Origin of the sequence: Streptomyces sp. NPDC003038 (assembly GCF_040611115.1) — a bacterium.
Taxonomy (GTDB): domain Bacteria; phylum Actinomycetota; class Actinomycetes; order Streptomycetales; family Streptomycetaceae; genus Streptomyces.
Genome location: NZ_JBEXNN010000023.1, coordinates 58,649 through 81,205 on the forward strand (window position 1 = coordinate 58,649; position 22,557 = coordinate 81,205).

At 69.4% G+C, this 22,557-nt stretch carries 24 protein-coding genes and 1 pseudogene; 12 read left to right on the forward strand and 13 right to left on the reverse strand.

The features are described 5' to 3' along the window. Positions 1 to 573: 573 nt before the first annotated feature. Positions 574 to 1,152, forward strand: a complete 579-nt coding sequence (locus tag ABZX75_RS25090; RefSeq protein WP_355414203.1) for a hypothetical protein — start codon at positions 574 to 576, stop codon at positions 1,150 to 1,152. Positions 1,153 to 1,240: 88 nt separating this feature from the next. On the opposite strand, the gene ABZX75_RS25095 is transcribed toward ABZX75_RS25090, so the two are convergent. Then, a complete protein-coding gene (locus ABZX75_RS25095) occupies positions 1,241 to 1,825 on the reverse strand; it encodes a hypothetical protein (protein ID WP_355414205.1) in 585 nt (194 codons plus the stop codon). Then, the gene (locus ABZX75_RS25100) at positions 1,822 to 2,157 is read right to left on the reverse strand and encodes a hypothetical protein (protein ID WP_355414207.1); all 336 of its coding nucleotides are present in this window, start codon (positions 2,155 to 2,157) and stop codon (positions 1,822 to 1,824) included. Before ABZX75_RS25100 ends, ABZX75_RS25095 begins: the two co-directional genes overlap by 4 nt. A 219-nt stretch (positions 2,158 to 2,376) precedes the next feature. Here ABZX75_RS25100 and ABZX75_RS25105 point away from each other — a divergent pair, with 219 nt between their 5' ends. Next, positions 2,377 to 2,859: a hypothetical protein gene (locus ABZX75_RS25105; protein WP_355414209.1), complete on the forward strand. Its 483-nt coding sequence runs from the start codon at positions 2,377 to 2,379 to the stop codon at positions 2,857 to 2,859. A 40-nt stretch (positions 2,860 to 2,899) separates the two neighbouring features. Here the strand turns inward: ABZX75_RS25105 and ABZX75_RS25110 are convergent, their stop codons facing one another. Next, on the reverse strand, positions 2,900 to 4,555 hold the full coding sequence (locus ABZX75_RS25110; protein ID WP_355414211.1) for a serine/threonine-protein kinase: 1,656 nt from the start codon (positions 4,553 to 4,555) through the stop codon (positions 2,900 to 2,902). 321 nt (positions 4,556 to 4,876) lie between these two features. Between ABZX75_RS25110 and ABZX75_RS25115 the strand changes: the two genes are divergently transcribed. Together ABZX75_RS25115 and ABZX75_RS25120 are read left to right on the forward strand one after the other, a co-directional pair. Further along, positions 4,877 to 5,836 carry an NAD(P)H-binding protein gene (locus ABZX75_RS25115; protein WP_355414213.1) on the forward strand — a complete coding sequence of 320 codons (960 nt, stop codon included), beginning with the start codon at positions 4,877 to 4,879 and terminating at the stop codon, positions 5,834 to 5,836. A 181-nt stretch (positions 5,837 to 6,017) separates the two neighbouring features. Next, entirely contained in the window at positions 6,018 to 6,311 is a 294-nt protein-coding gene (locus tag ABZX75_RS25120) for a hypothetical protein (protein WP_355414215.1), read from the forward strand. Between the two features lie 149 nt (positions 6,312 to 6,460). On the opposite strand, the gene ABZX75_RS25125 is transcribed toward ABZX75_RS25120, so the two are convergent. After that, positions 6,461 to 7,267: an NAD(P)H-binding protein gene (locus ABZX75_RS25125; protein WP_355414217.1), complete on the reverse strand. Its 807-nt coding sequence runs from the start codon at positions 7,265 to 7,267 to the stop codon at positions 6,461 to 6,463. Between the two features lie 82 nt (positions 7,268 to 7,349). On the opposite strand from ABZX75_RS25125, the gene ABZX75_RS25130 reads away from it, so the two are divergent. Beyond that, entirely contained in the window at positions 7,350 to 7,823 is a 474-nt protein-coding gene (locus ABZX75_RS25130) for an Rrf2 family transcriptional regulator (protein ID WP_355414219.1), read from the forward strand. 146 nt (positions 7,824 to 7,969) lie between these two features. On the opposite strand, the gene ABZX75_RS25135 is transcribed toward ABZX75_RS25130, so the two are convergent. From ABZX75_RS25135 to ABZX75_RS25145, 3 genes are all read right to left on the reverse strand, one after another. Continuing rightward, a complete protein-coding gene (locus ABZX75_RS25135; protein ID WP_355414221.1) occupies positions 7,970 to 8,383 on the reverse strand; it encodes an SRPBCC family protein in 414 nt (137 codons plus the stop codon). Positions 8,384 to 8,715: 332 nt separating this feature from the next. Next, positions 8,716 to 9,594, reverse strand: a complete 879-nt coding sequence (locus tag ABZX75_RS25140) for a hypothetical protein (RefSeq protein WP_355414223.1) — start codon at positions 9,592 to 9,594, stop codon at positions 8,716 to 8,718. A gap of 4 nt (positions 9,595 to 9,598) precedes the next feature. Continuing rightward, positions 9,599 to 9,958: a peptidase inhibitor family I36 protein gene (locus tag ABZX75_RS25145; RefSeq protein WP_355414225.1), complete on the reverse strand. Its 360-nt coding sequence runs from the start codon at positions 9,956 to 9,958 to the stop codon at positions 9,599 to 9,601. A 466-nt stretch (positions 9,959 to 10,424) separates the two neighbouring features. Here ABZX75_RS25145 and ABZX75_RS25150 point away from each other — a divergent pair, with 466 nt between their 5' ends. Together ABZX75_RS25150 and ABZX75_RS25155 are read left to right on the forward strand one after the other, a co-directional pair. After that, positions 10,425 to 10,742, forward strand: a complete 318-nt coding sequence (locus ABZX75_RS25150) for an SH3 domain-containing protein (protein WP_355414227.1) — start codon at positions 10,425 to 10,427, stop codon at positions 10,740 to 10,742. A 199-nt stretch (positions 10,743 to 10,941) separates the two neighbouring features. Next, complete coding sequence (locus ABZX75_RS25155; RefSeq protein ID WP_355414229.1) at positions 10,942 to 11,166, forward strand: DUF5133 domain-containing protein; 225 nt, start codon at positions 10,942 to 10,944, stop codon at positions 11,164 to 11,166. Between the two features lie 89 nt (positions 11,167 to 11,255). Here ABZX75_RS25155 and ABZX75_RS25160 read toward each other — a convergent pair whose 3' ends face one another. Continuing rightward, a complete protein-coding gene (locus ABZX75_RS25160) occupies positions 11,256 to 12,167 on the reverse strand; it encodes a phenylalanine 4-monooxygenase (RefSeq protein WP_355414231.1) in 912 nt (303 codons plus the stop codon). Positions 12,168 to 12,437: 270 nt separating this feature from the next. Here ABZX75_RS25160 and ABZX75_RS25165 point away from each other — a divergent pair, with 270 nt between their 5' ends. Next, positions 12,438 to 12,992, forward strand: a complete 555-nt coding sequence (locus ABZX75_RS25165) for an XRE family transcriptional regulator (RefSeq protein ID WP_355414233.1) — start codon at positions 12,438 to 12,440, stop codon at positions 12,990 to 12,992. 357 nt (positions 12,993 to 13,349) lie between these two features. Continuing rightward, positions 13,350 to 14,246: an EamA family transporter gene (locus tag ABZX75_RS25170; RefSeq protein WP_355414235.1), complete on the forward strand. Its 897-nt coding sequence runs from the start codon at positions 13,350 to 13,352 to the stop codon at positions 14,244 to 14,246. A gap of 5 nt (positions 14,247 to 14,251) precedes the next feature. On the opposite strand, the gene ABZX75_RS25175 is transcribed toward ABZX75_RS25170, so the two are convergent. Then, the gene (locus ABZX75_RS25175) at positions 14,252 to 15,652 is read right to left on the reverse strand and encodes an STM4012 family radical SAM protein (protein ID WP_355414237.1); all 1,401 of its coding nucleotides are present in this window, start codon (positions 15,650 to 15,652) and stop codon (positions 14,252 to 14,254) included. A 183-nt stretch (positions 15,653 to 15,835) separates the two neighbouring features. On the opposite strand from ABZX75_RS25175, the gene ABZX75_RS25180 reads away from it, so the two are divergent. Continuing rightward, positions 15,836 to 16,939, forward strand: coding sequence for a DUF1152 domain-containing protein (locus tag ABZX75_RS25180; RefSeq protein WP_355414239.1), 1,104 nt, complete (start codon positions 15,836 to 15,838; stop codon positions 16,937 to 16,939). Between the two features lie 224 nt (positions 16,940 to 17,163). Here ABZX75_RS25180 and ABZX75_RS25185 read toward each other — a convergent pair whose 3' ends face one another. Together ABZX75_RS25185 and ABZX75_RS25190 are read right to left on the reverse strand one after the other, a co-directional pair. Then, on the reverse strand, positions 17,164 to 18,216 hold the full coding sequence (locus ABZX75_RS25185) for an amidohydrolase family protein (protein WP_355414241.1): 1,053 nt from the start codon (positions 18,214 to 18,216) through the stop codon (positions 17,164 to 17,166). 72 nt (positions 18,217 to 18,288) lie between these two features. Beyond that, positions 18,289 to 19,641, reverse strand: coding sequence for a cytochrome P450 (locus ABZX75_RS25190; protein WP_355414243.1), 1,353 nt, complete (start codon positions 19,639 to 19,641; stop codon positions 18,289 to 18,291). A gap of 406 nt (positions 19,642 to 20,047) precedes the next feature. On the opposite strand from ABZX75_RS25190, the gene ABZX75_RS25195 reads away from it, so the two are divergent. Then, positions 20,048 to 20,599, forward strand: coding sequence for a hypothetical protein (locus ABZX75_RS25195; protein ID WP_355414245.1), 552 nt, complete (start codon positions 20,048 to 20,050; stop codon positions 20,597 to 20,599). Positions 20,600 to 20,899: 300 nt separating this feature from the next. Here the strand turns inward: ABZX75_RS25195 and ABZX75_RS25200 are convergent. Both ABZX75_RS25200 and ABZX75_RS25205 read right to left on the reverse strand, forming a co-directional pair. Further along, a pseudogene (locus tag ABZX75_RS25200) lies at positions 20,900 to 20,962 on the reverse strand (transposase); the annotation flags it as partial. Positions 20,963 to 21,064: 102 nt separating this feature from the next. Continuing rightward, the gene (locus ABZX75_RS25205; RefSeq protein ID WP_355414247.1) at positions 21,065 to 21,511 is read right to left on the reverse strand and encodes a VOC family protein; all 447 of its coding nucleotides are present in this window, start codon (positions 21,509 to 21,511) and stop codon (positions 21,065 to 21,067) included. Positions 21,512 to 21,745: 234 nt separating this feature from the next. On the opposite strand from ABZX75_RS25205, the gene ABZX75_RS25210 reads away from it, so the two are divergent. Next, positions 21,746 to 22,411, forward strand: coding sequence for a phospholipase D-like domain-containing protein (locus ABZX75_RS25210; protein ID WP_355414249.1), 666 nt, complete (start codon positions 21,746 to 21,748; stop codon positions 22,409 to 22,411). Positions 22,412 to 22,557 lie beyond the last annotated feature (146 nt).

Here is a 22,557-nt window from a genome sequence, read left to right on the forward strand (position 1 = left end):
CCGTTCGGGCGGCCGACGGACCAAAGCGCAGGTCGCGGCGTCCATGAAGGTGGAGGGGTCCTCAGCCTGCGGCTGAGGCGTGCGAGCAGCGCATCCGCGCCTGTCCAGCAGGCAAGGGCTCAACGGGCGCGGGCCCGTCTTGCCCAGCAGGCTCGCGTAACCGCCGTTGCCGCCGTTGTGGTCGTTGATGACGTTGCTATCGGTGTGTGCGCGGGGCCCAGTTGTCCTGTCCAGCGCGCCACGCGCCACCTGTCCTTCACAAGGGCCCCGCCTGACTCCCGCTGTCCGACCGCCTGCACACTCATGTCTGCGAACACGATTTCGAGGGGGAGCAGGATGAGGACCGGCAACGTGCGCAACAGCACTGCACGGTGTACAGCGGCGGCCGTGGCCATCGGCGCGCTGCTGCTCGCCGGTACGACCGCTTGCGGCGGTGCCGGCACAGGGGCCGACAGTGGGACGCCGCCGCAGGACGGGGCCGCGCCCTCCACGGGCCCGAACCGGAGCCCGGGCACCGCACCGGACGCAGCCCCGAGCGGAACACCGGCTCAGGGCGGCCCGGCAGGACCGACCGTGGAACAGCTCAAGACCCTCGTACTCTCCCCGGGCGAGAAAGCCGGCCGGTACGAGGCCGACGAGCCGCTCCTCGACGAGCCCATGAGCGAGCTCTTCGATGCCGAACCCGCGGCATGCACCCCGCTGACCAGCCTCGGCGCAGCAGGCCACACGGCCCAGGCTTACGCGAAGACGTCCGTGCCCGGCGAATGGCAGGCCGTGGGGACCGACATCCTGCTGCGCTCCTACCAGGGCGGCGGCGCGGCCGCCGCGACGAAGAGCCTGGCCGAGGCGGGCCGGCGGTGCGCGGGCGGCTACACCGAGGACCGGGCGCTCGCGGAGGCGAAGGTCCTGGCGGTGGAGCCGGTGGAGGCCCCCGCGTTCGGCGACGAGGCGCTGGCCTATCGCATCGTGCTGCAGGACGTGAAGGACAAGGACATCACGCTGTACAGGTATCTGACGGTGATCCGCTCCGGTTCAGTGACGCTCTCCTTCCGCTCGAACGCCATCGACACCAAAGACTTCGGCGGAGTGCCGCGGGAAGTGGTTGCGGCGCAGTGGGAGAAGTTCTCAAGAGCCGTCGGCGCCACCCCGTAGCGAACCTCGGCTCGCCACCTTCGGGCGTACGGCCGTGTGACAGCGGATCGTGAGCATCCGAGAGGCGGCGCTTCCGCAATGGAGGCGCTCAGTTGCCTGGGTGAGGGGGCGTCACCGGCCGTTTGTAGTAGCGCCAGGGGAAGGAGCCGGATCCTACCTGGGTCCAGCCGTCGGCCTGCAGGCGCCGGCGCTGGCCGCCGATGGTGCGCCGGTGTTCCCAGGTGAGGTCGGAGGCTTCCACGACCAGGTAGAGCGGTCCGTAGTCGACCAGGTGCCAGCCCGCGCGCGCGGCCTCGTCCAGTTCGGCCATCTCGTTGAACGCCGTGACCGGAGTGATCACCCGGCACTCCGGGCCGTCGCCCGTACCCGGGTCGAGCGCGGACGGGGGAGTCTTGACGGCGAACCGCTGCTGGGCGGCCTGACGGCTCACGCCCAGGATCCCGCCCACGGTGTCCCAGCTGTGTCCGGCGGACCTGGCCCCTTGGACGGCCTCCCGCAGGAGCCGGCTCGACTCCTCGGCGCCGACGCGGGCCGCGGCCACCAGGCGCAGGAACCCATCAGGGTCGTGCTCGAGTGAGTCGGCAAGTCCCTCGTGCGCCCCCAGGACGGCGCCGGCGATCTCCTCGCGGATCCGCGCGATCTCGTCAGGGCTGAGGAGTTCGGCCCCGCTCATCGGCCGCCGCCCGAGGATCCGGCGGCAGGGCGCAACGGCTCCAGCGCGTCCAGCAGTTCTTCATCACGCCGCTGTGACGGCTCGGCCGCGGCGGCTGCCATGCCGGGGACAGCGGCGTGGCGTACCACCGCGCACAGGACGCCCATGGCGGCGATGAGGACCAGATCCGCGGCGATCAATGCCGCGGTTGCGCCCACTCCCATGTTCTCGGTGAGGGTGAGAGCCATGCTGATCAAGCTCACCGCGAGAGCCAGCATGCCGAACATCATGGTCACGGGGCTCGTACGGGGGCGGGGGCGCGGGTTGGCTGTGGACTCCTGCGAAACGTTCATGACGTCAATGTTTCCTTGACGGAGCCGAGCTGTCAAGGGAACCTTGACAGGCTGTTCGCCGGCACGGTTGGCCGCCCCGTGGGGGGCCTACTCCGGCGTCGGCTCCGGCGCCAGCTACGACAGCTCCACCTTCGCCAGCGGGTGCGCGGTTCGCCCGGATGGTGGAAGCTGGGCATGGCCGCAGCGCCGACGCCGGGACAGACATGCGAGGAGGGTCTCGTGGACGCTTCAGGAGACGGCCGGTTCGCTCGAGCGCTCCGGTCCAGGGTTCGGAGGACCACGCTGCTGTGCGCGGCGGTGGCCCTCGCGGCGGCTACGGTACCGGCTTCCGCGCAGCCCCGGGCCGCTCCGGCGCCGGCGCCGGATCCGGTCGTGGTCGTCGACTGCTTCTCCGAGGCCCAGGTGCGTCCCGAGGAGTACCTGCTGGCCTGCGGGGACGGCAACAACCGCCTCGTAGGCCTCCGCTGGGACACCTGGGGGCCGCGGACCGCGACGGCCACCGGCACCGACATGGTGAACGACTGCCGCCCCTACTGCGCGGCGGGCCGCTTCCGCCCCTACCCGGTGCGGGTGACCTTGAGCGACCCGGAGCCCTGGCCGGCACATTCCGATGTCCAGCGCTTCACCACGATCCGGCTGATGTACACCGACACCGCACCCTCCCCGGTCCCGAAGGACGTGACCTACAAGCTCGTGTACTGACGAAAGTGGCCCATTGTGCCCGTCACTTCGAGTTGGCCGCTCACTGTTCGTTGAGCCATCCGCAGACCCAGTAGTTCTGGTCGGCGTCCCGTTCGATGATCCACTGGTAGTGGATGTCGCCCGCCAGTTTCCCGGTGTCGGGGTCTTGCTGGGTGACCTTGGCTTCCACGCTGAGCTGGTCCATGGCGGTGGGTATCTCGTACGGCAGGAGTTGCCAGCGGGCAACGTAGTAGCCGTTGAGTGCGAATCCGAGCAGCGTGGAGCGCAACCGAGGGCACGTGCCTCTGCGCAGGGATGTCATGTCGTGGTTGGCCAGCCCGTTCATGTAGACCTCGAAGACCCGGTCGATGGCCGCGCGGTCGAGTGGGGTGTGCGCGGGATTGGCCGAGTAGGCCGGTGCGGGGGGCGTGGGCGTGTTCGTCGGAGACGAGGGGGAGGGAGAGGGCGAGGAAGAGAAGGAGGGGGAGGGAGAAGGTGAGAACGAGGGCGAAGTGGGCGCCGACGATCTGACGCCGCGGGCATCGGTGCCGGTGCCCTTGGGAGAATCCGGCCAGAGCAACCCCGCAAGGATGGCGACGAGGGCCGCCACGGCGATCGCCGTCAGGCCCCCGAGGAGGTACGCGCGCCCCTGAGCGGGCGGATTTCCGGCGGGTGCGGACGCTTGCTGCTGCTCTGCCCGCCCGGCACCGAAGCCCCCCGCCGTGAACCGTCGCGTGGGCGGCACGCCACGCACGGACGGTTCCGCGGAGTCCGGCCGGAGGGGTTCTGCGTCGCGTGTGAGTCCGGCGAGAAGCTCGTGCGCGGCTTCGGCGGTCAGGCGCTCCGCCGGGTCCTTGCGGAGAAGGCCCGTCAGTACGGGGGTGAGCGGACCGGCGTGGACGGCCGGTGTGGGTTCCTCGGTGGCGACGGCGACGAAGACCGCCCAGGCACTGGTGCCGGCGAACGGCGGGTGGCCTTCCACGGCGGTGAACAGCGTCGCGCCCAAGGACCACAGGTCGGACTCGGCGGTCGCCGGGAGCCCGCGCACCTGCTCGGGGGCCATGAAGGCCGGGGTCCCCATGATGGCGCCCGAGCGCGTCAACGTCACGTCGCCCTCGACGGCGGCGATCCCGAAGTCGGTCAGCACCACCCGCTCACCTTCGAGGAGGACGTTGGAGGGCTTGATGTCGCGGTGAGTGATGCCCATACCGTGCACGGCGCGTATGGCGGCCAGGGCCTGCAGACCGATGTGAGCGACCTGCTCCGGTGGAAGTGGTCCATCCGTTTTGATCAGGTCGTCCAGGGATCGCCCGTGCACCAGTTCCATGACGATCCACGGGCGCCCGTCGTCACTGGCGATCCGGTCGTGAACGGTGATGACACCGGGGTGTTTCAGCCTCGCCGCGGCCCGCGCCTCGCGGTCGAGTCGCGCGATCCAGGTTTCCCGCCGGGCGGTGTCGAGATCTTCGGGGAGGATGAGTTCCTTGACGGCCACCTCCCGGTCGAGGTGCTCGTCGTGAGCACGCCAGACAGTCCCCATGCCGCCCTGGCCAAGCAATCCAGACAGCCGGTACCGTCCGGCCAGCACTCGCCCAAGATCCTCAGTCACGACACGGAACCTAACCCATCGGGCACGGCCATGACATAGGGATTGACCATGGGCGGACATTCCTCTGGTCAGCCCGCCGACCCGGGACGCCGACGGCGCCGAAGCCATGCCGCGCTCCCGCACCCTGATCGCCGGCGGGAACCCGCACCTCACACTCCTGTCGGCACTTCCACGGCGACGACCTGGCCCTTGCCGCGGACAACGGCCTTGCGATTCCCGGCGGGTGGGCGCGGGCGGCCCCCGGATCGGCCGCAAGTAGCCTCGCTACCTCACCTGTTGAGCATTCGGTAGACTGGCCGATCTCGATCCGCAGCCTTGGTCCCGTGGCCGGAGTACGGCACCGGGAGTACGGCACCGGGAGTACGACAGAGGCCGTCCGGCGCCCGGGCCAGGTGCAAGATCTCCGCTCACGCGTTGAAAGGTCTTGCCGTGGACAGGTTCGAACAGAATGAGAACGCGCCGAAAACCGAAGGCATCTGCCTGCTGACCGTCGTCAGCCGGCGCAAGGACGAAGGCAACAGCCCGACCGGGATCGTCGGCCGGTCCCTGGCACGACAACTGCTCGCCAAGGGCCGGCAGGTGCGGGTGATCGCCGAGCCGGACCAGTGTGATGGCTGGCCTGACGCGGTGGAGGTCGTCGAAGGCTCCATCACCCGGCCGGTGGAGTGCTCCCGGGCCTTCGACGGCGTCGAGGCCGTGTTTCTTGCCGGCGCCCATCCGTCAACGGTCCAGGATGCCCTGACCCTGGCGCGGGACGCCGCCGCCAGGAAGATCGTCCTCTTGTCGTCCCACGGGCCGGAGTACGAGGAGGCGAATCCGCCGGAGACCTGGTTCTGGCTGGCGATCGAAAAGGCGGTGGAGCGCTCGGGCCTCGCCTGGACGCACATCCGGCCGTCGGCTGTGATGGGTGCGGTCATCGAGGGCACCTACCCGGCGACAGGGTCGGACTGGCCTGACACCGTCCGCGCCGACGGGGTGGTCCGGGAGGCTTTCCTCGACCAGGGCCACTACCCCTTCATCCATGAGGAGGACCTCGCCGCCGTAGCGACCGCAGCCCTGATCGGCGATGACTACACCGGGACGGTCATCGAGGCGGTGGGCCCGCCGCTGAGCACGCGTTCACGGGTACGGAGTATCGCCGCCGCTCTCCGCTGCGACATCGATACGGTCCAGCTGGCGCCGGACGAGAGCCGGGCGATCTGGCAACACCTCGGCTGGCCCGACGGTGCGATCGACGTGACGCTGTACGCCCTGGAAGAGTACGGCGCCCGGTTCGCCGAACTCGCTCAGTGGACCCTCGACCAGCAGCCGTCCGTACAGGACATCATCGGCCGCCCACCGCGCACCTACGACGACTGGGTGAGCGAGAACATCGACGCGTTCCGCTGACCTCGGAGAGCTGGGCACCATCGCCCGCCGGGACCTTCCGGCCCAGCGCCGCCGGATCCTTCCCGGCGCCATCGCACCGGGAGGCATCTGGACGGTGTGTGTCACCCCCGGTGTGCTTCGTCCGGGTGGTTCTGTCTCTCTCCAGGTGCACGGGGCGGGTACTGGATGCCATCTTCTTGGTATGAACCACATGAGTGGCACCTCTGTTGCCCGCATCGCAGTGTCGGCCGCTGTGGCGGCCGGGCTCCTCGCCCTGCTCCCTTCCTCCGCGAGCGCCGCGCCCGCGGAGGAGACGCCCGCCGTCTGTACGTACGAGTACCGTCCGGTGCTCGGCACGGACGGGAAGGTCTACGCGAACGCATGCCAGGCCGCTGCGGCCGGCGTTTCAGTCGACCGCGCGGTGGAAGCGTCTTCCGGTGCGAGCCCCGTGCTCGTGCCGGGCGATGAGCGCGTTTCTCTCCCTGAGCCCATCTAGGATCCCTGGGCGGAGCTCGATTGCGGCCCGGCGGCCCGGCTCGGAAGAGGCGATCGCCATGGCCGGTCTGCTCGGCGTCGCACTGTCCGCAGCACGGGCTTCGGGACCGACTGCACACCCCGCCTAAGCGCCGCGGCGGCGCTGGCGCATCACGCGGTACGTGCCGCCGGCGCCCGCCGGGCGGCTTCTCGCCGCTCAGGGTTCTCGCGCTGGGTCGCGAGCCACTCCTCGAAGGTGGTTGGCGCGATGCGGGCGCCCTCGCCGGGCAGCAGCACGTTGCCGGCCATCGCCGGGCCGAACAGCGCCGACCAGGTCGGTACGAGCTTCACCACCCGGCCACGCGCCTCGTGAGTGCGCCGGGCCATGTCCACCAGATCCTGCGACTCCGGTCCGGCGACATCGGGGTAACGCCCCTGCGGCCTGCCCAGTGCGATCTCGGCGAGGATCTCGGCCACGTCCGCGGGCGCGACCGGCTGCACGAGCAGCGGCGCGATCGTGGCGACGCCGTCCCGCTCGGTCCAGCTCGCCACCATCGCGGCGAAGTCGTGGAACTGCGTGGCCGGCACGATCGTCCACGGCACCGGGCCGGCGGCTACGAGGCGCTCCTGCTCCCGCTTGCCGGCGTAGTGCGCATTGCCCTCGACGCGATGGATCGCGGCGATCGAGAGCAGCACGTGGTGGCGGACGCCGGCCCGCTCCTCCGCGGCGAGGAGGTTCCGCGTGACGGTACCCAAGTACGCCACCGTCTCCGCCGGGTCGGCGGCCGTGCAGTTGGTGGCGTCGACGACGGCCTCGACACCGGCCAGGGCGGCGTCGAGACCGTCACCGGTCGACAGGTCGACGCCGAGCGAGCGACTGATGCGCACGACGTCATGCCCGGCCCGTTCGAGGGCGGCGGCAGTGAGGGCCCCGATGTTTCCTGTCGCTCCGGCAACGGCGATTCGCATGATCCGCATGACGATCTCTCCTCGTCTCTCTTGCTGCCCGACCGTATCTCGGACTAAAGAGATCCGCAATGTCTTGGATAGACTCGGAGGCATGAAGCTGCCCGTGAGCACCGAATGGCTACTGCACTGCGCATCGACGCTGGCGCAACTCGAACCGGGGGCCACCGCATCGGCGGCACAGCTCGCGCAGTACTACGACCTGCCGGCCGCGTACCTCGCCAAGCAGTTGCAGGCGCTCGTCAAGGCCGGTGTCCTGGCCGCGACGACGGGCCCGCGGGGCGGGTTCCGGCTCGCGCGGCAAGCTTCCGAGATCACGCTGCTGCAGATCGTCGAGGCGGTCGACGGCACGTCCTCGCCGTATGAGTGCCGCGAGATCCGCCAGCAGGGACGAGGAGCGCTGCCCCCCGAGGAGTGCCAAAGCACCTGCATCATCGCCCAGAAGATGGCCGACGCACACGAAGCCTGGCGGCGCAGCCTCGCCGAGACCTCGCTCGCCGACATCCTCGCCGCACTCTTCCCGTCGGCGCCGCCCCGGACCCGACGGCGCCTGGCGGGGACGACGTAGTCGCTCCACCGCCCGCGCCCGCAAGGCCGGGGCGCACCTGCCGCTCAAGGGGGCAGGGCGCCGGGGGCGTGCCGCGCAGCAGGCAGCGGCTGTGGCCCCGGCGGCGTACGGCTTGGCACGCGGCCCCTCGTACGCGGGCCCCCCGGTCAGCCGGCGGCGTTGTCGACGCGCAGCCGCACCTGCTCCTCCAGCCGCTGAAGGCTGGTTTCCAGGGCCTGGCGCACGGCCTCCTCGCCCGGGTCGTGGCTGTCCTCAAAGAACGACAGGTGCACCGTCACCTCGCTGGCTCCGCTCCCGATACCGGCGACCTGGAGCCAACCGGTGTAGCTGCCCTGCTCGCGGGTACCCCATTCGATCCGCATCTGGTCGCGCTGGGCGCGCAGCAGGGCGGACGTGTCCTCGTCGGTGCGGTCCTCGTGCACGGTGACGGCGGGCAGGTCATCGTTGTGTACGTGCAGGGCCTCCGGGAGCCAGGTGTCCAGCTGGTCGAAGTTGGCGGCCTGGTCGAAAACCTGCTCCGGCAATGCCGGCATGGTGCGTGAACGTTCGTACTCGGTCATCGCTGTCGCCTTCCCTCGGCTCGAGATCGTTCGAGCACACGCATGCCCGGCCTGCCGGTACTGAAGCCGCGCAGCGGCGCAAACCCACCCATTCGCCCCGCGTGATGGCCGCCGTGGCGCGGGCACCCGACTGAGGGGCGCGGTGGTGAGCAGCGGCCGGGGCGCCGGGAACGGCTGATGACGCGGACCCGGGAAGGGCGGCGCTTCGCTGGCCCTACCTCCCGGCGGGCATCAGACCGTGCTTGACGGGGGCCGCGATCGGTTCGAGCTGCGGCTCGACGGGCGCGGACGGGCAGTACCGGTTGGTGATCGTCGAACCGGAGGCGCGCGGGCTACTTCTCCAGCGCCCGTTTCCGCAGATCTGCCAGCGCGGTGGCCTGTTGCCGGGATGCCTCCGGCAGGGATGCCTCAACGCGCTCCTGGACCGTGCGGACCGCTCCGGCAAGGCTGCTCTTGCGCTGGCAGGCCGCGTCGTGGCCGGCCAGCCGCAGCTCTCGGTGCCCCAGATCCTGGAGGCGGGCGCGGTCGTCGCCGATCGTGCCGAGCGCATCCTGGATCGAAGCGCGCGCCTCCTGGAGGGTCTCGGCGGAATCGCCTTGCCCGCGCATGCACTCCGCCCATGACCTTTGTGCCGCCAGGAACCCCTCATCGGCGGTGACTTGGGTGACGACCTGCGCTGTCAGACCGCCGACAGTGAGCTCGGCCTGATCGTAGGCGCTGCCGTAGAGGGACTGACGCCCCAGGTACACGCAGCCGTCCGTGTTGATGTGCAGGGAGGGGCTGCCGGGTGCGGTCAGCGTACGTTGCTGCTGCCCCGTCCCGATCAGGGCGTTCCGCCAGGCCTCGCGGCGGTCCTCCGCCAGTTGGGCGAGGGCTTGCCGGTTGGGGTCCTCGGTGGGGCCCGCCAGCGCCACGGAGGTGACCCCGTACCCGTCCGCAGCCGCCTGGGCCTCGGTCAGCAGCCCGTACGGGTGGTCGGTGGTGGGACGGCCCGCGGGTACGGGGAGATATGAGAAACCCCGCTCCTGCATGCAGGCGGCGACGGCCCGCTCCTCGGCTTCGTGCAGGGCCGACGACTGCTGAGGGGTGACACTGGCGGCGCCGTTGAACGGGGCGGGCAGCGCGCTGCCCGCCCGGTGAGCGGGTGCGCTGGAGCACCCGCTCACCGCCAGCAGACACAGAGCGATCATGACCGCTGGGCGGGGGCTCACGTGCTCAGCACCACCGGTTGGACGCGACGTTCTTGTAATACGGGGTGCCCGCGAGGTTCCCGATGCCGTAACCACGCGGGATGCTCACGGAACTACCGGTGCGGTTGGTACCGCTGTAGATCCGCACGCTGCACTGGGTCCCGGAGTTGGACACCGACACCGCGTTGTTGAACTTGTTGTACTGGAGCAGGTTGTCGTTGTTGCCGTATACGGTCCCCGGATCACCCGTGTAGTTGGTGTACAGGTACGCGCATAACGCCCCCGAAGGACACGGGCTGGCCGACGCTGGCGCCGCCGCCCCCGCCCCGAGTCCCAGGCTGACCGCCGCAACGGCGGCTCCGCTCGCGAGCAGTTTCTTGAACATGCCGTACTCCCTTCCGCTTTCCAGCTATGAAGGCAAAAGTGCCACCATGTCGTTCCACACGAATGGAACGAAATGATCCTCTGCGGCGGCACATGTCATGAACAAGGAAGATTCGCGCCAAAGAGCGACCCTATGAACCGTTCGGGCCCTACCGGCTCCCGGCGGTGGGGTGTAGCGCAGCGGAGAGGATCTCAAGGACCGAGAGGAGCGAGAGGAGCCCCGGAGGCGCCGGACGATCGTTCGCCTGTACCGCCATGACGACGGAGCGCCGCCGGCTTAGCCCCACCTCTCATGCGCGAGGTGACGCGGTGAGATGTCGATGCCGGTGAGTTCCCCGGGTCGGGGCGTCCGCCGTTCGAGGGAACGTGCGGTGTGCCGGAGCGCCGCGTGCCAGGCGGCGGCGCAGGGTCGTTCCCAGTGCCGCGTTCGGTACACGCCAGGTCAGCCGTGAGATGGGGAGGCGCAGATGCGCACGTTCAGGAGCATCGCAGTGGCGGGTTCGGTCGCCACTGCCTCGGCCGTTCTCTTCGCCGGGAGCGCGCTGGCGACCCCGTCGTACGCCGACGGTCTGGTCGTCAGCTCGGCCGGCCTGAAGGTCCGCGCCAACGCGACCACCACCTCCCGTGTGGTCGGCTCCCTCGCCCCCTGGGAGAAGGTCCGGCTGTCCTGCCAGGCCGAGGCCAAGTGGGTGGAGGGCAACAACATCTGGTACCGGCTGCACGGTCAGCCGGGCTGGGTTTCGGCCCGGTACGTGCACAACTACACCGTCGTGGACTGGTGCTGAACCCTCGGCCTACCGCAGCCGCGCCTGCCCCGTTCGGCGAGCGAGCGACGCCCGAGCAGGCTCGGCGATACAACGCGCCTTCCCCGGCGGGCCTGCCCAGGAGACCCCGGTCTTCGGAGGCTGGGGTGAGGGGTTGAACCGCCGTCGGTCGGGTACCTGATCGCCAGCTGTAAAGATCCGCTGGAGGAAGGACCGCCCGATGCTGATGGCTCACCCGGCTGTGCTGCCCGGCCTCGTCGACCGCTACTGGGCCCTGGCCGTGCTCGACGCGGGGGAGGGGGTGTCGCCCGTGCGCTCCGAGATTGAGGACGTGGCCCGGGCCCTGTGTGTGGCTACGGGCACCACAGACGTGCACGCCGCCCTGATCGCCGCACGTCACCGCCTGCCCGGAGCTCACGCCCTGGACGACTCCGTACTCGTATAGCCGGGGCGGGGGTCCTACCGGGTGGCTTCCTCTCGTGAAGAGCGCCGTTCCCGTCGTGTGTGATCGGACAGCTTGGCCCAGCATGGCCCCTAAGCTCTCGGGGGCCTGCCCATGAACCCGCGTTCGGCCTGCGGCGGCAGCCCCATCCGATGCCCCGTGTCCTCGTCGAAGTCATCGAGGAAGGCGTGGAGTTCGTCGGCCAGGCGGGCCAGGGAGTCGACGGCGAACAGCACTGGCTGATAGCCGGCCACCTGGTAGGGGCGGGCGACGATGCCGGCGATGTCCCAGGGCCTGATGTCGGCCTCCTGGAAGCGGTGCAGTTCTCCGTACGAGGACAGCAGCGCCGCGCCGTAGGCCTTCACCTGCCCGTCCTCGCGAGCGACGCCGTACTCGAGGCTGTACCAGTACACCCGGCTGATCAGGTCCAGAGCGTCGTCGGAGTCGACGCGGGCCGCGGCCCGGCCCACGGTCCGGTAAAGGTCGGCGAACCACGTGTCCGTGAGGTGTGTGCCGTGGCCGAACACGTCGTGGAGGACGTCGGGCTCGGGGGTGTACAGCGGCATCGCCGGGTGCCGGACGTACTGGACGGCGTGGAAGTAACCGTCGGCCATGGAGCCCAGGAACCGCTTGTTGGCGACGATCCCGCCCGCCAGCGTGAACCGGAAGCCCGACAGCTCGTACAGGCGGTCGCTGACCTCGCTGTGCTGCGGTACGCGGTCGTCCGGAATGGGAGCCCCCTCCCGGGCCCGCGCCACCGCCTCGCACACGCGGCCCTCCTGTGCCTGGACCAGCGCCGCGTGCACGCCCCGCCAAGTCGCGTGCTCCGCCTCGCTGTACTCCACACGCGGCGACGGGTCGCCCACCGCGTGACCCTCGGCCAGAGCGGCGATCGCGTCCCTGCGCCGTACGTAGTCCGGATCGGTGAAAGCCGGGTGCCTCTCTGCCCGGCCCAGCAGTCGGCCGTCGGCGGTCAGCGGGGTCTGAGCCATCAGATCGATCACGAACAGCATCCTCGACCGGTCCTCGCCCCGCATGCGAACCGACGCACGCGGAGCACCCGTAGGGGGGAGCCCATACGAGCAACCGGCGCACGGCGTAGGACAGGACGGCCTCTCCGCCGCCGATACCGAAGGCCTTGCCGAACCCTCGCAGGTTCTGCGCCTCGCCCTTCTGCTGGGGCTGCTTGAACGGAACAGGCCGCATCGGCGGGCCACCGCACTTCTCAGGTGAGGCATGATCGTGGTCCGTGGGTCGGCCGGAGGAGTAAGCACGTGGGCGTTGTCGGGGACAGTCTGGAACGCGCGACCGCCGCCACCGGTACACGGCCGATCCCCAAGTCCGCGGGTGCGCAGATGCGCTACCTCGTCAAGCAGACGAAGAGTACGAAGACCGCCGCCGGCCTGCTGGGTGTCAGCCAGCGCACGGTTGAGCGGTATGTGAAGAACCAGATCAAGAAGCCGCGTCCCGAGCTCGCTCAGCGTTTGGCGGCGGAGGTCAGCCGGCGCTGGCAGCCGGTGGTGAAGCAGCGCGCCCGGGACAAGGCCGCCCGCCAGACGGGGCTGGTGATCGAGACACGGGCCCGGTTCGGGTTCACCGCCGCACCGGGGACGACGGATGACGGCCGTATGCGGCGCCTCACCCAGCGCGTGCCTCCCCGGTACGCGGGCCGGCTGTTCGCCGCACAGGACGCTGGGGCCTCGGAGGCCGAGCTGCAGCAGATCGCCGCCGAAGCCCTGCAAGAGGTCTATTTCAAGGACAGCGGGCGCCGGGCCGACGGACTTCTGGTCGAGCTGACGGACATCGACTACATCGACCTCGATTACTGAGACTCGCGCGTCTGCGTGTGAACGTGGCTCCTGATGACGTGCGCGGGCAATAAGGGAGGCCGCGGCCGGTGGCTGAGGTGCCCGCCCGCGGCTGTGACCCCTGGGGGGAAGGGCCCCTTCTCGGCGGGATGTCGGGGTGCGGCCCCCGTCGCGGCCCTGATGGCCTGGGCCGCACCCCGTACGGCCGAACCTACTCCCACGCGGCGCTCAACCGCGTCCCTCCGGCAGTGGCTTGGTGTGAATCCACGGACTTGCTGGGGTGAGGGCCTGGAATCTCATGGTTTCACCCAGTAGGGCTGCTGAGTCGACCCCGGATACGTTCGCCACGTTCAGGAAAAAAGGGCGGAAGGGGTTGGTGTGGGCGCTGTGACATCCGTGCTGGTGGCGGCGGTTCTGTGGGGCACGGTGGGGCCGGCGCAGATTTGGGCGGACGCCGGGGTGCATCCGGTGTCGCTGGGCGCTGCCCGGATGCTGCTGGGCGGGCTGGTACTCAGCGTGCTGATGGTGCGTCCGGCCGGACTGCGCACCCTGGGGCGGCCCGGGGTACGGCGCTGGGTCGGGCTGTGTGTGCTGGTCACGGCAGCCTTTCAGGTCTGCTTCCTGCAGTCGGTGGAGCGCTGCGGGGCGGCACTGGCCACTGCGGTGGCCTTCGGCACCGTGCCCGTCGTGAGCGGCCTGTGCGCCCGCCTGCTCTCCGGTGAGCGAACGACCGTCCGCTGGCTGTGGGCGACGGCCTGCGCCGTGGTCGGTATCGGCTTGCTGTTGCTGCCCGGCAGCGGGGCGCGCGTGGAGGTGCTGGGAGTGGTCTGCGGAGTGGTGGCCGGGGCGAGTTTCGGCGTGTACATCGCCGCGACGAAGGAACTGGGCGCACGCGGCGCGGACCTGGGCGCGGCGGCTCCGGTCAGCGTGCTGTGCGCGGGCCTGCTGGTTTCTCCCTATCTGCTCGTGGCGCCGCAGGGACTCGCAGTCCCTCGCGCGGTCGCACTGATCGGCTGGCTCGGGCTGGCCACCACCGCCCTCGGCTATCTGCTGTTCACCCGGGGTGTCCGGACGCTGAGCGCCGCCACCACGGGGACGCTGAGCCTGACCGAACCGCTGGTCGCCACCGTGCTCGGGGTGGCGCTGCTGGGCGAGCGGCCGGGTCCGCTCGCCGTGGCCGGCGCCGTGCTGCTGCTGGGCGGACTGGTCGTCGTGTCCTTGCCGCAGCGCCGCCCGGTCGAGCCCGAGGCCCGGCCGGAGCCCGTCGCCGGCTGAACGGGCTACCGGTCCTGGTAGGAAGTCATGTTGTCGCGGACCCTGGACGAGAAGAACATCGGGCCGACCGCGTCGGCCCAGGCCATGCCCTCAAGGGTCAGTCCCAGCGTCCCGTTGTTCTCCCGGAGCCAGCGCTTCTCCAGCAAGGTGCCGAGCTGGGGCGCGAAGTCGTCCTCGAACCGGGTGGCGAACCGCTGCTCGTAGTCGGCGGTGCGCAGGCCCGTCGACTCGAGCAGGTGCTGCAGCACGTACATCCGGCGCCGCTCCCCGGCGTCCATCCGGAAGGCCCATTGTGCGCGCTCGAACTGCTCGGTCGGGGTGGCGATGTAGTCGTCGATGATGCGCCGCACCTCGGGTACGGCCACCGCGTAGTCGGTGGTGTAGTGCAGCTCGGTGGTGAAGGAGCGGGCGCCGACGCCGAGTCCCACCATGCCGGCCTGCTGGTTGTACTCGCTGATGCTGCTGCCGTCGGTGTCCTCCACGGCGGCGGTGCCGGTGCGACGGAAGACGCGCATCGAGGTCTGCTCGTAACCCGAGGAGAGGAGGTAGTCCCGGCCGTAGCGGTACAGGCGCAGCCGCTGGTCGTTCCAGTCCTGGAGGGTCTTGGCGTGCCGGGTGCTCAGCCCGGTCAACGGGCGTACGTAGAGGGGGTACAGGTAGACCTCCTCCGGCTCCCAGGCGAGCGCGGCGTCCAGAGAGACCTTGAAGGTGCGCTCCGTCTGGCCGTCGATGCCGTAGATGAGGTCGATGTTGAGGACGGGGAACTTCGCCTCCTTGAGGCGGGCGAGCGAGGCCTCGACCTCCGCGCGTTTCTGCGGTCGGACGGCCGCGCGGGCCTCCTCGTCGATGAAGCTCTGCACTCCGATGCTCAGCCGCGTCGCGCCGCGCTCGGCGAGGACGGCGATGCGGTCGGCGGTGGCCGTGGCCGGTGACGTTTCCACCGACCAGGAAGCGGCCTTGAGGTCGGCGCCCATGACGTTCTCGCAGATGTCGCAGAGCCGCGTCAGCTCATCCGCTGTCAGGTAGGTGGGCGTGCCACCGCCGAACGCCGCGAGGGGGAACCGTATCGGCTCACCCTTGGCCTCCAGCGCCCGTCTGGTCACGCGAGCCTGACGCTCCAGGGTGTGCAGGAAGCCGCCGGTGACTTCCTCGGGGGCGCGGGTGCGGGTGAAGAGGTTGCAGAACCCGCATCGCATTTCACAGAAGGGGATGTGCACGTAGAGGGACAGAGCGTCGAGTCGTTCCGTCGACCAGAGGTCGCGCAGGAGCGGGCCGTCGTCCAAAAGGCGGTAGGCCTTCTGGTGAGGGTAGGCGTAGACGTACTGCTCGTACGGAGTTTCGGTGTCGGCGGAGGGCAGAGCGCTGCCCGGGATCGACGGCATGGGAAGCGGAACGGTCGTGACCATGGCGGAAGTTGACTCACCTTCAGGAAAGGAGATCGCGGTTCGTGACAAGGCGTCACCTTAGGGTGGTCATCGAGTCAAATTCTGTAGTGCGATTCGCATAAAATGGATTTGGGTGCATGGAGGTTCATATGCACTTTTCGCGTAATGTGGCGCGGCAGCGGCAGTTGAGGTTCCGTGTCCGACATGAAGCGACTTCTCATCGCCGCGGGCGGTGGTGGCGACGCCATTACGGCGGCCATGGTGCACGCGGCCCTGCACGGACCGAACACCCCCGCCCTCGTCCTGACCTATGCGTGGGAGCGGCTCGTCGTCGACCCCGTTCCGGGACCGCGCAGCATTGCCGACTTCTCCGGAACGGAAATGGTCGGCTCGGGCCTGGCCCTCGTCACCCCGCACACCGCGCCGATACCTCCGGCGGGCTCTCTGATCCCGCGACTGGCCGACGGCTTGCGGCCGCGGCTCGGACTGCTCGACCCGTACGACGGCACCCTCGGCCTGGCCCGGCAGATCAGTGAAGCCGCCCGCTGGTGCAAGGCCGACCGGATCGACCTCGTGGACGTGGGCGGCGACATCGTGGCCCGAGGCGACGAGCTCACCCTGCGCAGCCCTCTGGGCGACGCCCTCGCCCTCGCGGGCTGCGCGGCGACGGGCATCGACACCACCGTGTACGTGGCAGGCCCCGGCCTCGACAACGAGGTGCCCCTGCCCGCTCTGCTGCCCAGGCTAGGAGAGCCCGCCTTCGCTCTCGAAGCGCCGCAAACCGAGGGCGTGCTCGGCGTATTCGACTGGCACCCCTCCGAGGCAAGTGCCCTGCTTGTCGCGGCGGCCCGCGGAGTGCGAGGCGTCTGCGGCACCCGCGACGCCCCCCGCCCCGTCGTCCTGGACGACTCGGCGCGTCAAGTCCACCGGCTCACCCTGGACCGGGCCCTGGCACTCAACCCCCTCGCCCGCGCACTCGCCGGCTCCCGCTGCCTGGACGACGCCGAAGCGGCATCCCGCGCGGTGTGCGGCTTCTCGGAAATCGAACGCGAACGTCGGCGTGCGGCGCATCCCGAGGTGAGGCCGTCGGCGCGGCCGATCCGGGGCGCCGCCACCGTCAGGGCCCGGTTCGGCGCCTGGGAGAGGGACACACTGGCCGCTGGTATCGCGTACGTCACCACCCGCAGGATCGCAGAGGAACTCGGCCTGACCGGCGCCGAAGCCCGGACCCTGCTCGGCGTGCTGCGCGCGGAGACCCCACTGAGGCAAGTGCCGCCGCTCTGGCGACTGGCTGATGGCCTGCGGTGATACCTCTGCAGGCCTCCCCGGGGCACCACGCCACGGAGGGCGGCCGCCGGGGTGCTCATCTGCCGCGCAGTCCTGATCGGGGCGGGCCTGCGCACCGGCCCCCTACGGCCCAGTCGGCGGGGTTGCGGGTGCCGATGCCCGACCGGTGGGGACGGGCTGGACGGGGCGCTGCCGGCAACCCGGACCGAGACTCAGGCGGTTTGGGCGGTTAGAGGGTCAGGCGGTCAGACGGTTGCCAACTGCGGGATCAGGCTTACTGCATTGTCGTGGTAGATCCCCTGCAGTTGCTCCGGGGTGAAGGCCGGGTCTGCGTCGAGCGCGGGGAGCGCCAGGTCAATCACCGTGTCGGCAGGGGCGGCAGGCCAGTCGGTGCCGAAGAGGATGTGGTCGGCGGGCACATGGGCGAGGAGAGTCGCCGCGCTCGCCATGGGGCCCGCGGTGTCGTAGTAGAAGCGTCGTAGGTGGTCGATGACGGCGGCAGGTTCGATGGGCGGGTCACAGAACCGCCCGAGAGCCTGCATGCGCGTCGCGATGTAGGGCAGGAATCCGCCGGCGTGCGGCAGAATGACCGAGATGTTCGGGAAGCGGTCCAGTGTCCTCTTGCTGATCATGTTCACGGCGGCCCGTGTGGTGTCCAGAAGGAAATCGCACATGAAGTTCGGGATGCCCGGAACTGTCGCCGCACCGGGCGGGCCGCCCGGGAGATTGTGCGGATGCGTGTCCACCACGGCAGAAAAATCGTTCAGCTCGTGAAAGACGCGGTCGTAGGCCGGATCCCCGAGGTAGACGCCACCGTAGTTGGCCGTCACGTTCACGCCGACGGCGCCGAGCTGCCCGAGGCCGCGGCGCACGGCCCAGGACGACGCGTCAGGGTCGTCCAGGAAAAGGGGTACGTAGAACGAGAACCTTCCTGGATGCGAATTCGTCACATCGATCATAGAGTGAAGCGTGATGTTGATTGCTTCACGCAGCTGTGCCGATGAATGGTAACGAGCCGGCAGCATGGGCTTGAGGACGGCTGTCGCGATACCCGCACGGTCCATGAAACGGATCGCGGCCTCCGTATCGAGTTTCGCCCATGGAGGCAGCTGTTCCGGCTTGATCAGCCCGTGGCGTTCGGCCCACTGGCGCCACTCCGGTGCACAGAAGTGATGATGCATGTCGATCGTCGACTGGCCCGCGCGTGCCCCGTCCCGGACAGGAGCCGAATCGTCCCGCGCAACTCGGACGACTTCACGGGCGCCCTCGGTGGAGATCTGTAGTTCGTCCGCCGGCATTCCCAGGACGGTCAGTCTGGAGGTGCTCGTAGAGTAGTCCGGCATGCCAATCCACCGCCTGTCGGTTCTGTGTCATCTTTCGGAGGCCACTGAGGCCACTGAGGCCACTGAGGCCGCTGAGGCCACCCCCGAGGCCATGGGCGCTGGGGTGAGGTCCTCGCTCGGCCGCGACGGCTCCAGCACGATCTGGAGTTCCTCAAGACCCCGGAATGCCGCCACCGGCCCCTTGAGCCACGCCCCCTTGCTCGCCTCGGCGTCGGCCAGTTCCATCTCGGGGAACTCCCGCAGCAGGGAGGAGAGCGCGATCTCGAGTTCGAGCCGCGCCAGCGGTGCTCCCAGGCAGTAGTGCGTTCCGTGTCCGAAGCCCAGGTGCATCCCCTGGAGTCCCTCGCGTGTCACGTCGAGGACGTCAGGGGAGTCGAACTTCTCAGGGTCCCGGTTCGCCGAGGTGATGGCGATCTGCACGAGGGAGCCCTTGGGGATCAGCGTTCCCCGGATCTCGGCATCCTCAGCCGCGTACCGGAAGGTCGACGTCTCCACCGAACCCTCGAAGCGCACGATTTCCTCGACCGCCCGTGGAATCAGCAGCGGGTCCTTCCGGAGCTTCTCCAGCTGATCGGGATGGAGCAGCAGATTGAGGACCGAATTTCCGATCTGGTACGCGGTGGTCTTGTGGCCGGCGAAGAAGACGACCCACAGCGACGCGATCAGTTCCGCGTCGTCCAGTTTTTCATCCGCCTGGATGAGGTCGCTGAGGAAGCAGTCCGACGGGTGGTCGCGTGTGTGTGAAATGAGCTGTCCCAGCCGGTTCTGCAACCACTCTTCGGCTGCCCTCAGCTCTGCCCGCATTCGGGGGTCGAACCTGGCGCGTGTCACCACCCCGAACTGCCCCAGGATCTCGGGACGGTCGGCCTCGGGGATGCCCATCAGCTGACACAGGACCGTAATGGGGAGCGGGAACGCGAACGACGACATCAGGTCCACCGAGTTGCGCTTCCTGCATTGGCTGAGAAGATTCTCGGCGATCTCGGTGATTCCCCGCCGCATTTCCTCCACCCGTCGGGGGGTGAAGGCGCTCCTGAGGGTGCGGCGCAGCCGCGTGTGCCGGGGTGGGTCAGAGAAGAGCACGTTGTCGTCGAGCGCGTCGAAAAAACTGCCGTACACGGCATGGTAGGTGTCGATCGCTCCGCGCATGTTCTTGCTGAAGCGCGGGTCGGACAGGGCGTCCCGGGCGTCTTCGTACCGAGTGATGAGATAGGTGTCGACCCCGTGCGGAGGCGTCAGCAGGCATACGGGGGCCTGCTCGCGCAGTGTGGCGTAGAGGGGATGAGGACACGCACGGTATTCCGGCGCGCCTCTGGACACGGCTGACACGATGTCTTGCAGCGCTGCTCCGCTTTTCGGTGCCGCATTCTCCTGCGCCATGTTCCGCACCCTCCGTGAAACTCGCGTTCGGCGCAGACACCGGTTCCCTGCCGGGGCGGATCGCGAAACCACCCCTGGCTCGTTCGAGTGAGCCCGCGCCCGCCGCACACGAGGCGTCACAGCCCCGCTCGCTCGGGCCGGCACCGGGAGGGGGCTTCGACCGACCGGCCTGACCGGTCGACTGCACAGACGACTTCATTGACCACTGCAGCGACCACTGCAGCGACCACTGCAGCGACCACTGCAGCGACCGCTGGAGCGACCACTGCGCTGACGACTGCCTGTGTGTGCCCTGTCTGTCCGCCGTCAACCGACCGGCCGTCAGCCGTCCGGTCCGGCTGTGTGGCGGTCCCACGTCCCGGGGGTGAGGCTGCTCGTGCAGCCGACCCGTCCCAAGGAGTCTCGCATGGCCCCAAGTCTCGCCCTGGTCCTCACGACAGCCGCCTCCCTCGCCCTGGCGTCCTTCGCCGCTCCCCACGCCGCGGACAAGGGCAAATCCGCTGCCGACCGCGCCCTGACGTACCGGGCGACCGCCCCGTACAAATGGCACCTCAACGCGGTGAAGGCAGGCTACGTACCGGACAAGTACTGCGTCACGGACCGGGCGGGATCGGGCGCGCTCGGCTACCCGCACTTCAACCACGCGCTCGACAACTCCATCGACCCTGCGAAGCCTGCCGCGCTGTTCTACGAGGACGACGGGCGCGGGGGCAAACGCCTCATCGGGGTTCAGTGGATGGTCTACGACCGCGACCAGGACCTGTCGACGGACGACGACCGTCCCACGCTGTTCGGCGTCCCCTTCAAGGGCCCACAGCGCGGGCACTTCCCCGGCCAGCCGGTCCACTACGCCCTGCACCTGTGGCTCTGGAAGAAGAACCCCAAGGGTGCCTTCCAGACCTACAACCCGGCGGTGACCTGCCTTCCCGGCACCACCCGTCCCAAGCCGTCCGCCTGACCCCACCCGACCCGACCCCACCTGCCTGGGCTTCCCGGTACAGCATCCATCGCGGAGGGGTCGGCGGCGCGCGCTCGCCGCTGTCCGCTGTCCGCCGATGGATTGCAGCAGTTCGCGTATCTGCGGATCGACGCTGACGCACCTTCGGACAGCCGCAGCCGCCCTCCTCCTGGCCTCGGCCGGCACCATCACGGTACCCGGCCGCCACGGCGACCGCCGACGGCGCCGCCGCATGCCCGTGGACGCAGGGGGGGGCGCCGCCGAGCGACCTCAGCCCCAACCAGCAGACCGACCACGCCGTGCGAAGTAGCGCAGGGCGGTGAACTGGGCCTCGATGCGGTTCGGCCAGGAGCTGTTGGTCGGCATAATCCGGAGCAGGCGATGCCCCTCATCGCCATCGATCTCGCGCACCCGTACTCGTTCTGCCACCCCCACAGAATGACAATCAAGGGGACTGACGTGACGTCAATCCTCTGCGCAGGGTGCGTCAAGAGCCGCCAGCGTCACAGTGCCGTCGTCCGCGACCGTCCAGCCGGGGTTGTGGCACACCTCCCACCGGTGGCCGTCGGGGTCGGCAAAGTAGCCGTGGTAGCCGCCGAACGCGGCGGGTTGCGGCTCCTTGAGGACACTCGCTCCTGCCGTACGGGCCCGCTGCACGGCCTCGTCGACTTGGGCGGGTGAGTCGAGATTCTGGGCGAGGGTAAACGGCGTGCCGGCTGATGCCGGATGCCCCGTGTCGGCGCCGAGGTCGGCCAGAGGGAAAAGCGCAAGGGCCAGCCCCTTGCCGATCTGGTAGAAGACGATCTCGTCCAGGTCAAGCAGCGGTGTCCAGCCCAGGCCATGACTGTAGAACTGGCGGCTGACCTTCAGGTCCTCGACACCCAAGGTCACCAGGTTCAACTGCTGGTTCATCAATCGCCCCCATGCGCCGGTAGTAGATCGCCGTCCGGCCGCAACGCTACCGCCATGACAGGGCGAACGTTGCCTGATGCGGCACTGGGCCCCGGCCCGCGTGGGGCCCTACGGGGGCCGTTGCCGGCTGCCATCCGGACGACTGCTGTGACCACGGTCGAGTGCTGCCTAAGATCAACTTCCCGTTGGCTCACCCCGGCCCAGCAGTCTCTTCCCCGATGATCGGACGCGCCCGTGCACATACGAACCCTTGGCCGCATAGCAGCAGCAACCGCCCTGGCGGCGGCCGCCTCGCTGCTGTCCGGCAGCGGCGCCCACTCCGCCGACTACATGGTCCGCAATCCCGCCTTCACGGCTTCCACTTCGCCGGTCGCCACCTTCAACAATCCAAGGGACGGCAGACCGGACGAAATCAAGAACCACCTGATCGACCTGATCGACCACGCCGAACCGGGCACGAAGATCACCGGTTCCGTCCTCACCTTCAACGACAACGAGGTGGGGAACGCCCTGGTCGCCGCCCACAAGAAGGGCGTCAAGGTCCGGTTGATCCTCGACAGCCACTCGCTCCCGGACGGCTCCAAGGACTGGCTGGCCCCGGAGAACGTGGCCGCGGGCTCGGACAGCGAGTTCCCCAAGCTCTACCGGGAGCTCGGTGTCGACCGCACCAAGGACTCCTTCGTCTACGTCTGCCCGCGCAACCGCGGCTGCATCGGGGCGCGCCCGGAGGAGGTCATCGGCAAGACGACGCTCAATCACAACAAGTTCTTCCTCTTCGAGAAGGTCGGCGCGGTCACGAACCTCGTCTTCCAGTCCTCAGCGAACCTGACCGGGGTCCAGCTCACCCGGTACTACAACAACGCCGTCACCATCCCGAGCGAGCAGCTCCTCAAGGAGTAGGAGACGTACTTCGGCGACCTGCTGGCGTACTCGACGGATGCCCTCGGCAAGCCGGACTACTACCGGACGGCCGAAGCAGGCCCCTACAAGGCCTACTTCACCCCGCGCCAGGAGACCCAGGACCCCAAGACGGCCCCGGACGCGGA

Coding starts and splice junctions, on each gene's coding strand:
- ABZX75_RS25095 (WP_355414205.1), bottom strand. CDS start 1,825: ATGAGCGGGGCCGAACTCCTCAGCCCTGACGAGATCGCGCGGATCCGC.
- ABZX75_RS25100 (WP_355414207.1), bottom strand. CDS start 2,157: ATGAACGTTTCGCAGGAGTCCACAGCCAACCCGCGCCCCCGCCCCCGT.
- ABZX75_RS25110 (WP_355414211.1), bottom strand. CDS start 4,555: ATGGCTTCGGCGCCGTCGGCGTCCCGGGTCGGCGGGCTGACCAGAGGA.
- ABZX75_RS25120 (WP_355414215.1), top strand. CDS start 6,018: ATGAACCACATGAGTGGCACCTCTGTTGCCCGCATCGCAGTGTCGGCC.
- ABZX75_RS25125 (WP_355414217.1), bottom strand. CDS start 7,267: ATGCGGATCATGCGAATCGCCGTTGCCGGAGCGACAGGAAACATCGGG.
- ABZX75_RS25130 (WP_355414219.1), top strand. CDS start 7,350: ATGAAGCTGCCCGTGAGCACCGAATGGCTACTGCACTGCGCATCGACG.
- ABZX75_RS25135 (WP_355414221.1), bottom strand. CDS start 8,383: ATGACCGAGTACGAACGTTCACGCACCATGCCGGCATTGCCGGAGCAG.
- ABZX75_RS25145 (WP_355414225.1), bottom strand. CDS start 9,958: ATGTTCAAGAAACTGCTCGCGAGCGGAGCCGCCGTTGCGGCGGTCAGC.
- ABZX75_RS25150 (WP_355414227.1), top strand. CDS start 10,425: ATGCGCACGTTCAGGAGCATCGCAGTGGCGGGTTCGGTCGCCACTGCC.
- ABZX75_RS25155 (WP_355414229.1), top strand. CDS start 10,942: ATGCTGATGGCTCACCCGGCTGTGCTGCCCGGCCTCGTCGACCGCTAC.
- ABZX75_RS25175 (WP_355414237.1), bottom strand. CDS start 15,652: ATGGTCACGACCGTTCCGCTTCCCATGCCGTCGATCCCGGGCAGCGCT.
- ABZX75_RS25180 (WP_355414239.1), top strand. CDS start 15,836: ATGAAGCGACTTCTCATCGCCGCGGGCGGTGGTGGCGACGCCATTACG.
- ABZX75_RS25185 (WP_355414241.1), bottom strand. CDS start 18,216: ATGCCGGCGGACGAACTACAGATCTCCACCGAGGGCGCCCGTGAAGTC.
- ABZX75_RS25190 (WP_355414243.1), bottom strand. CDS start 19,641: ATGGCGCAGGAGAATGCGGCACCGAAAAGCGGAGCAGCGCTGCAAGAC.
- ABZX75_RS25195 (WP_355414245.1), top strand. CDS start 20,048: ATGGCCCCAAGTCTCGCCCTGGTCCTCACGACAGCCGCCTCCCTCGCC.
- ABZX75_RS25205 (WP_355414247.1), bottom strand. CDS start 21,511: ATGAACCAGCAGTTGAACCTGGTGACCTTGGGTGTCGAGGACCTGAAG.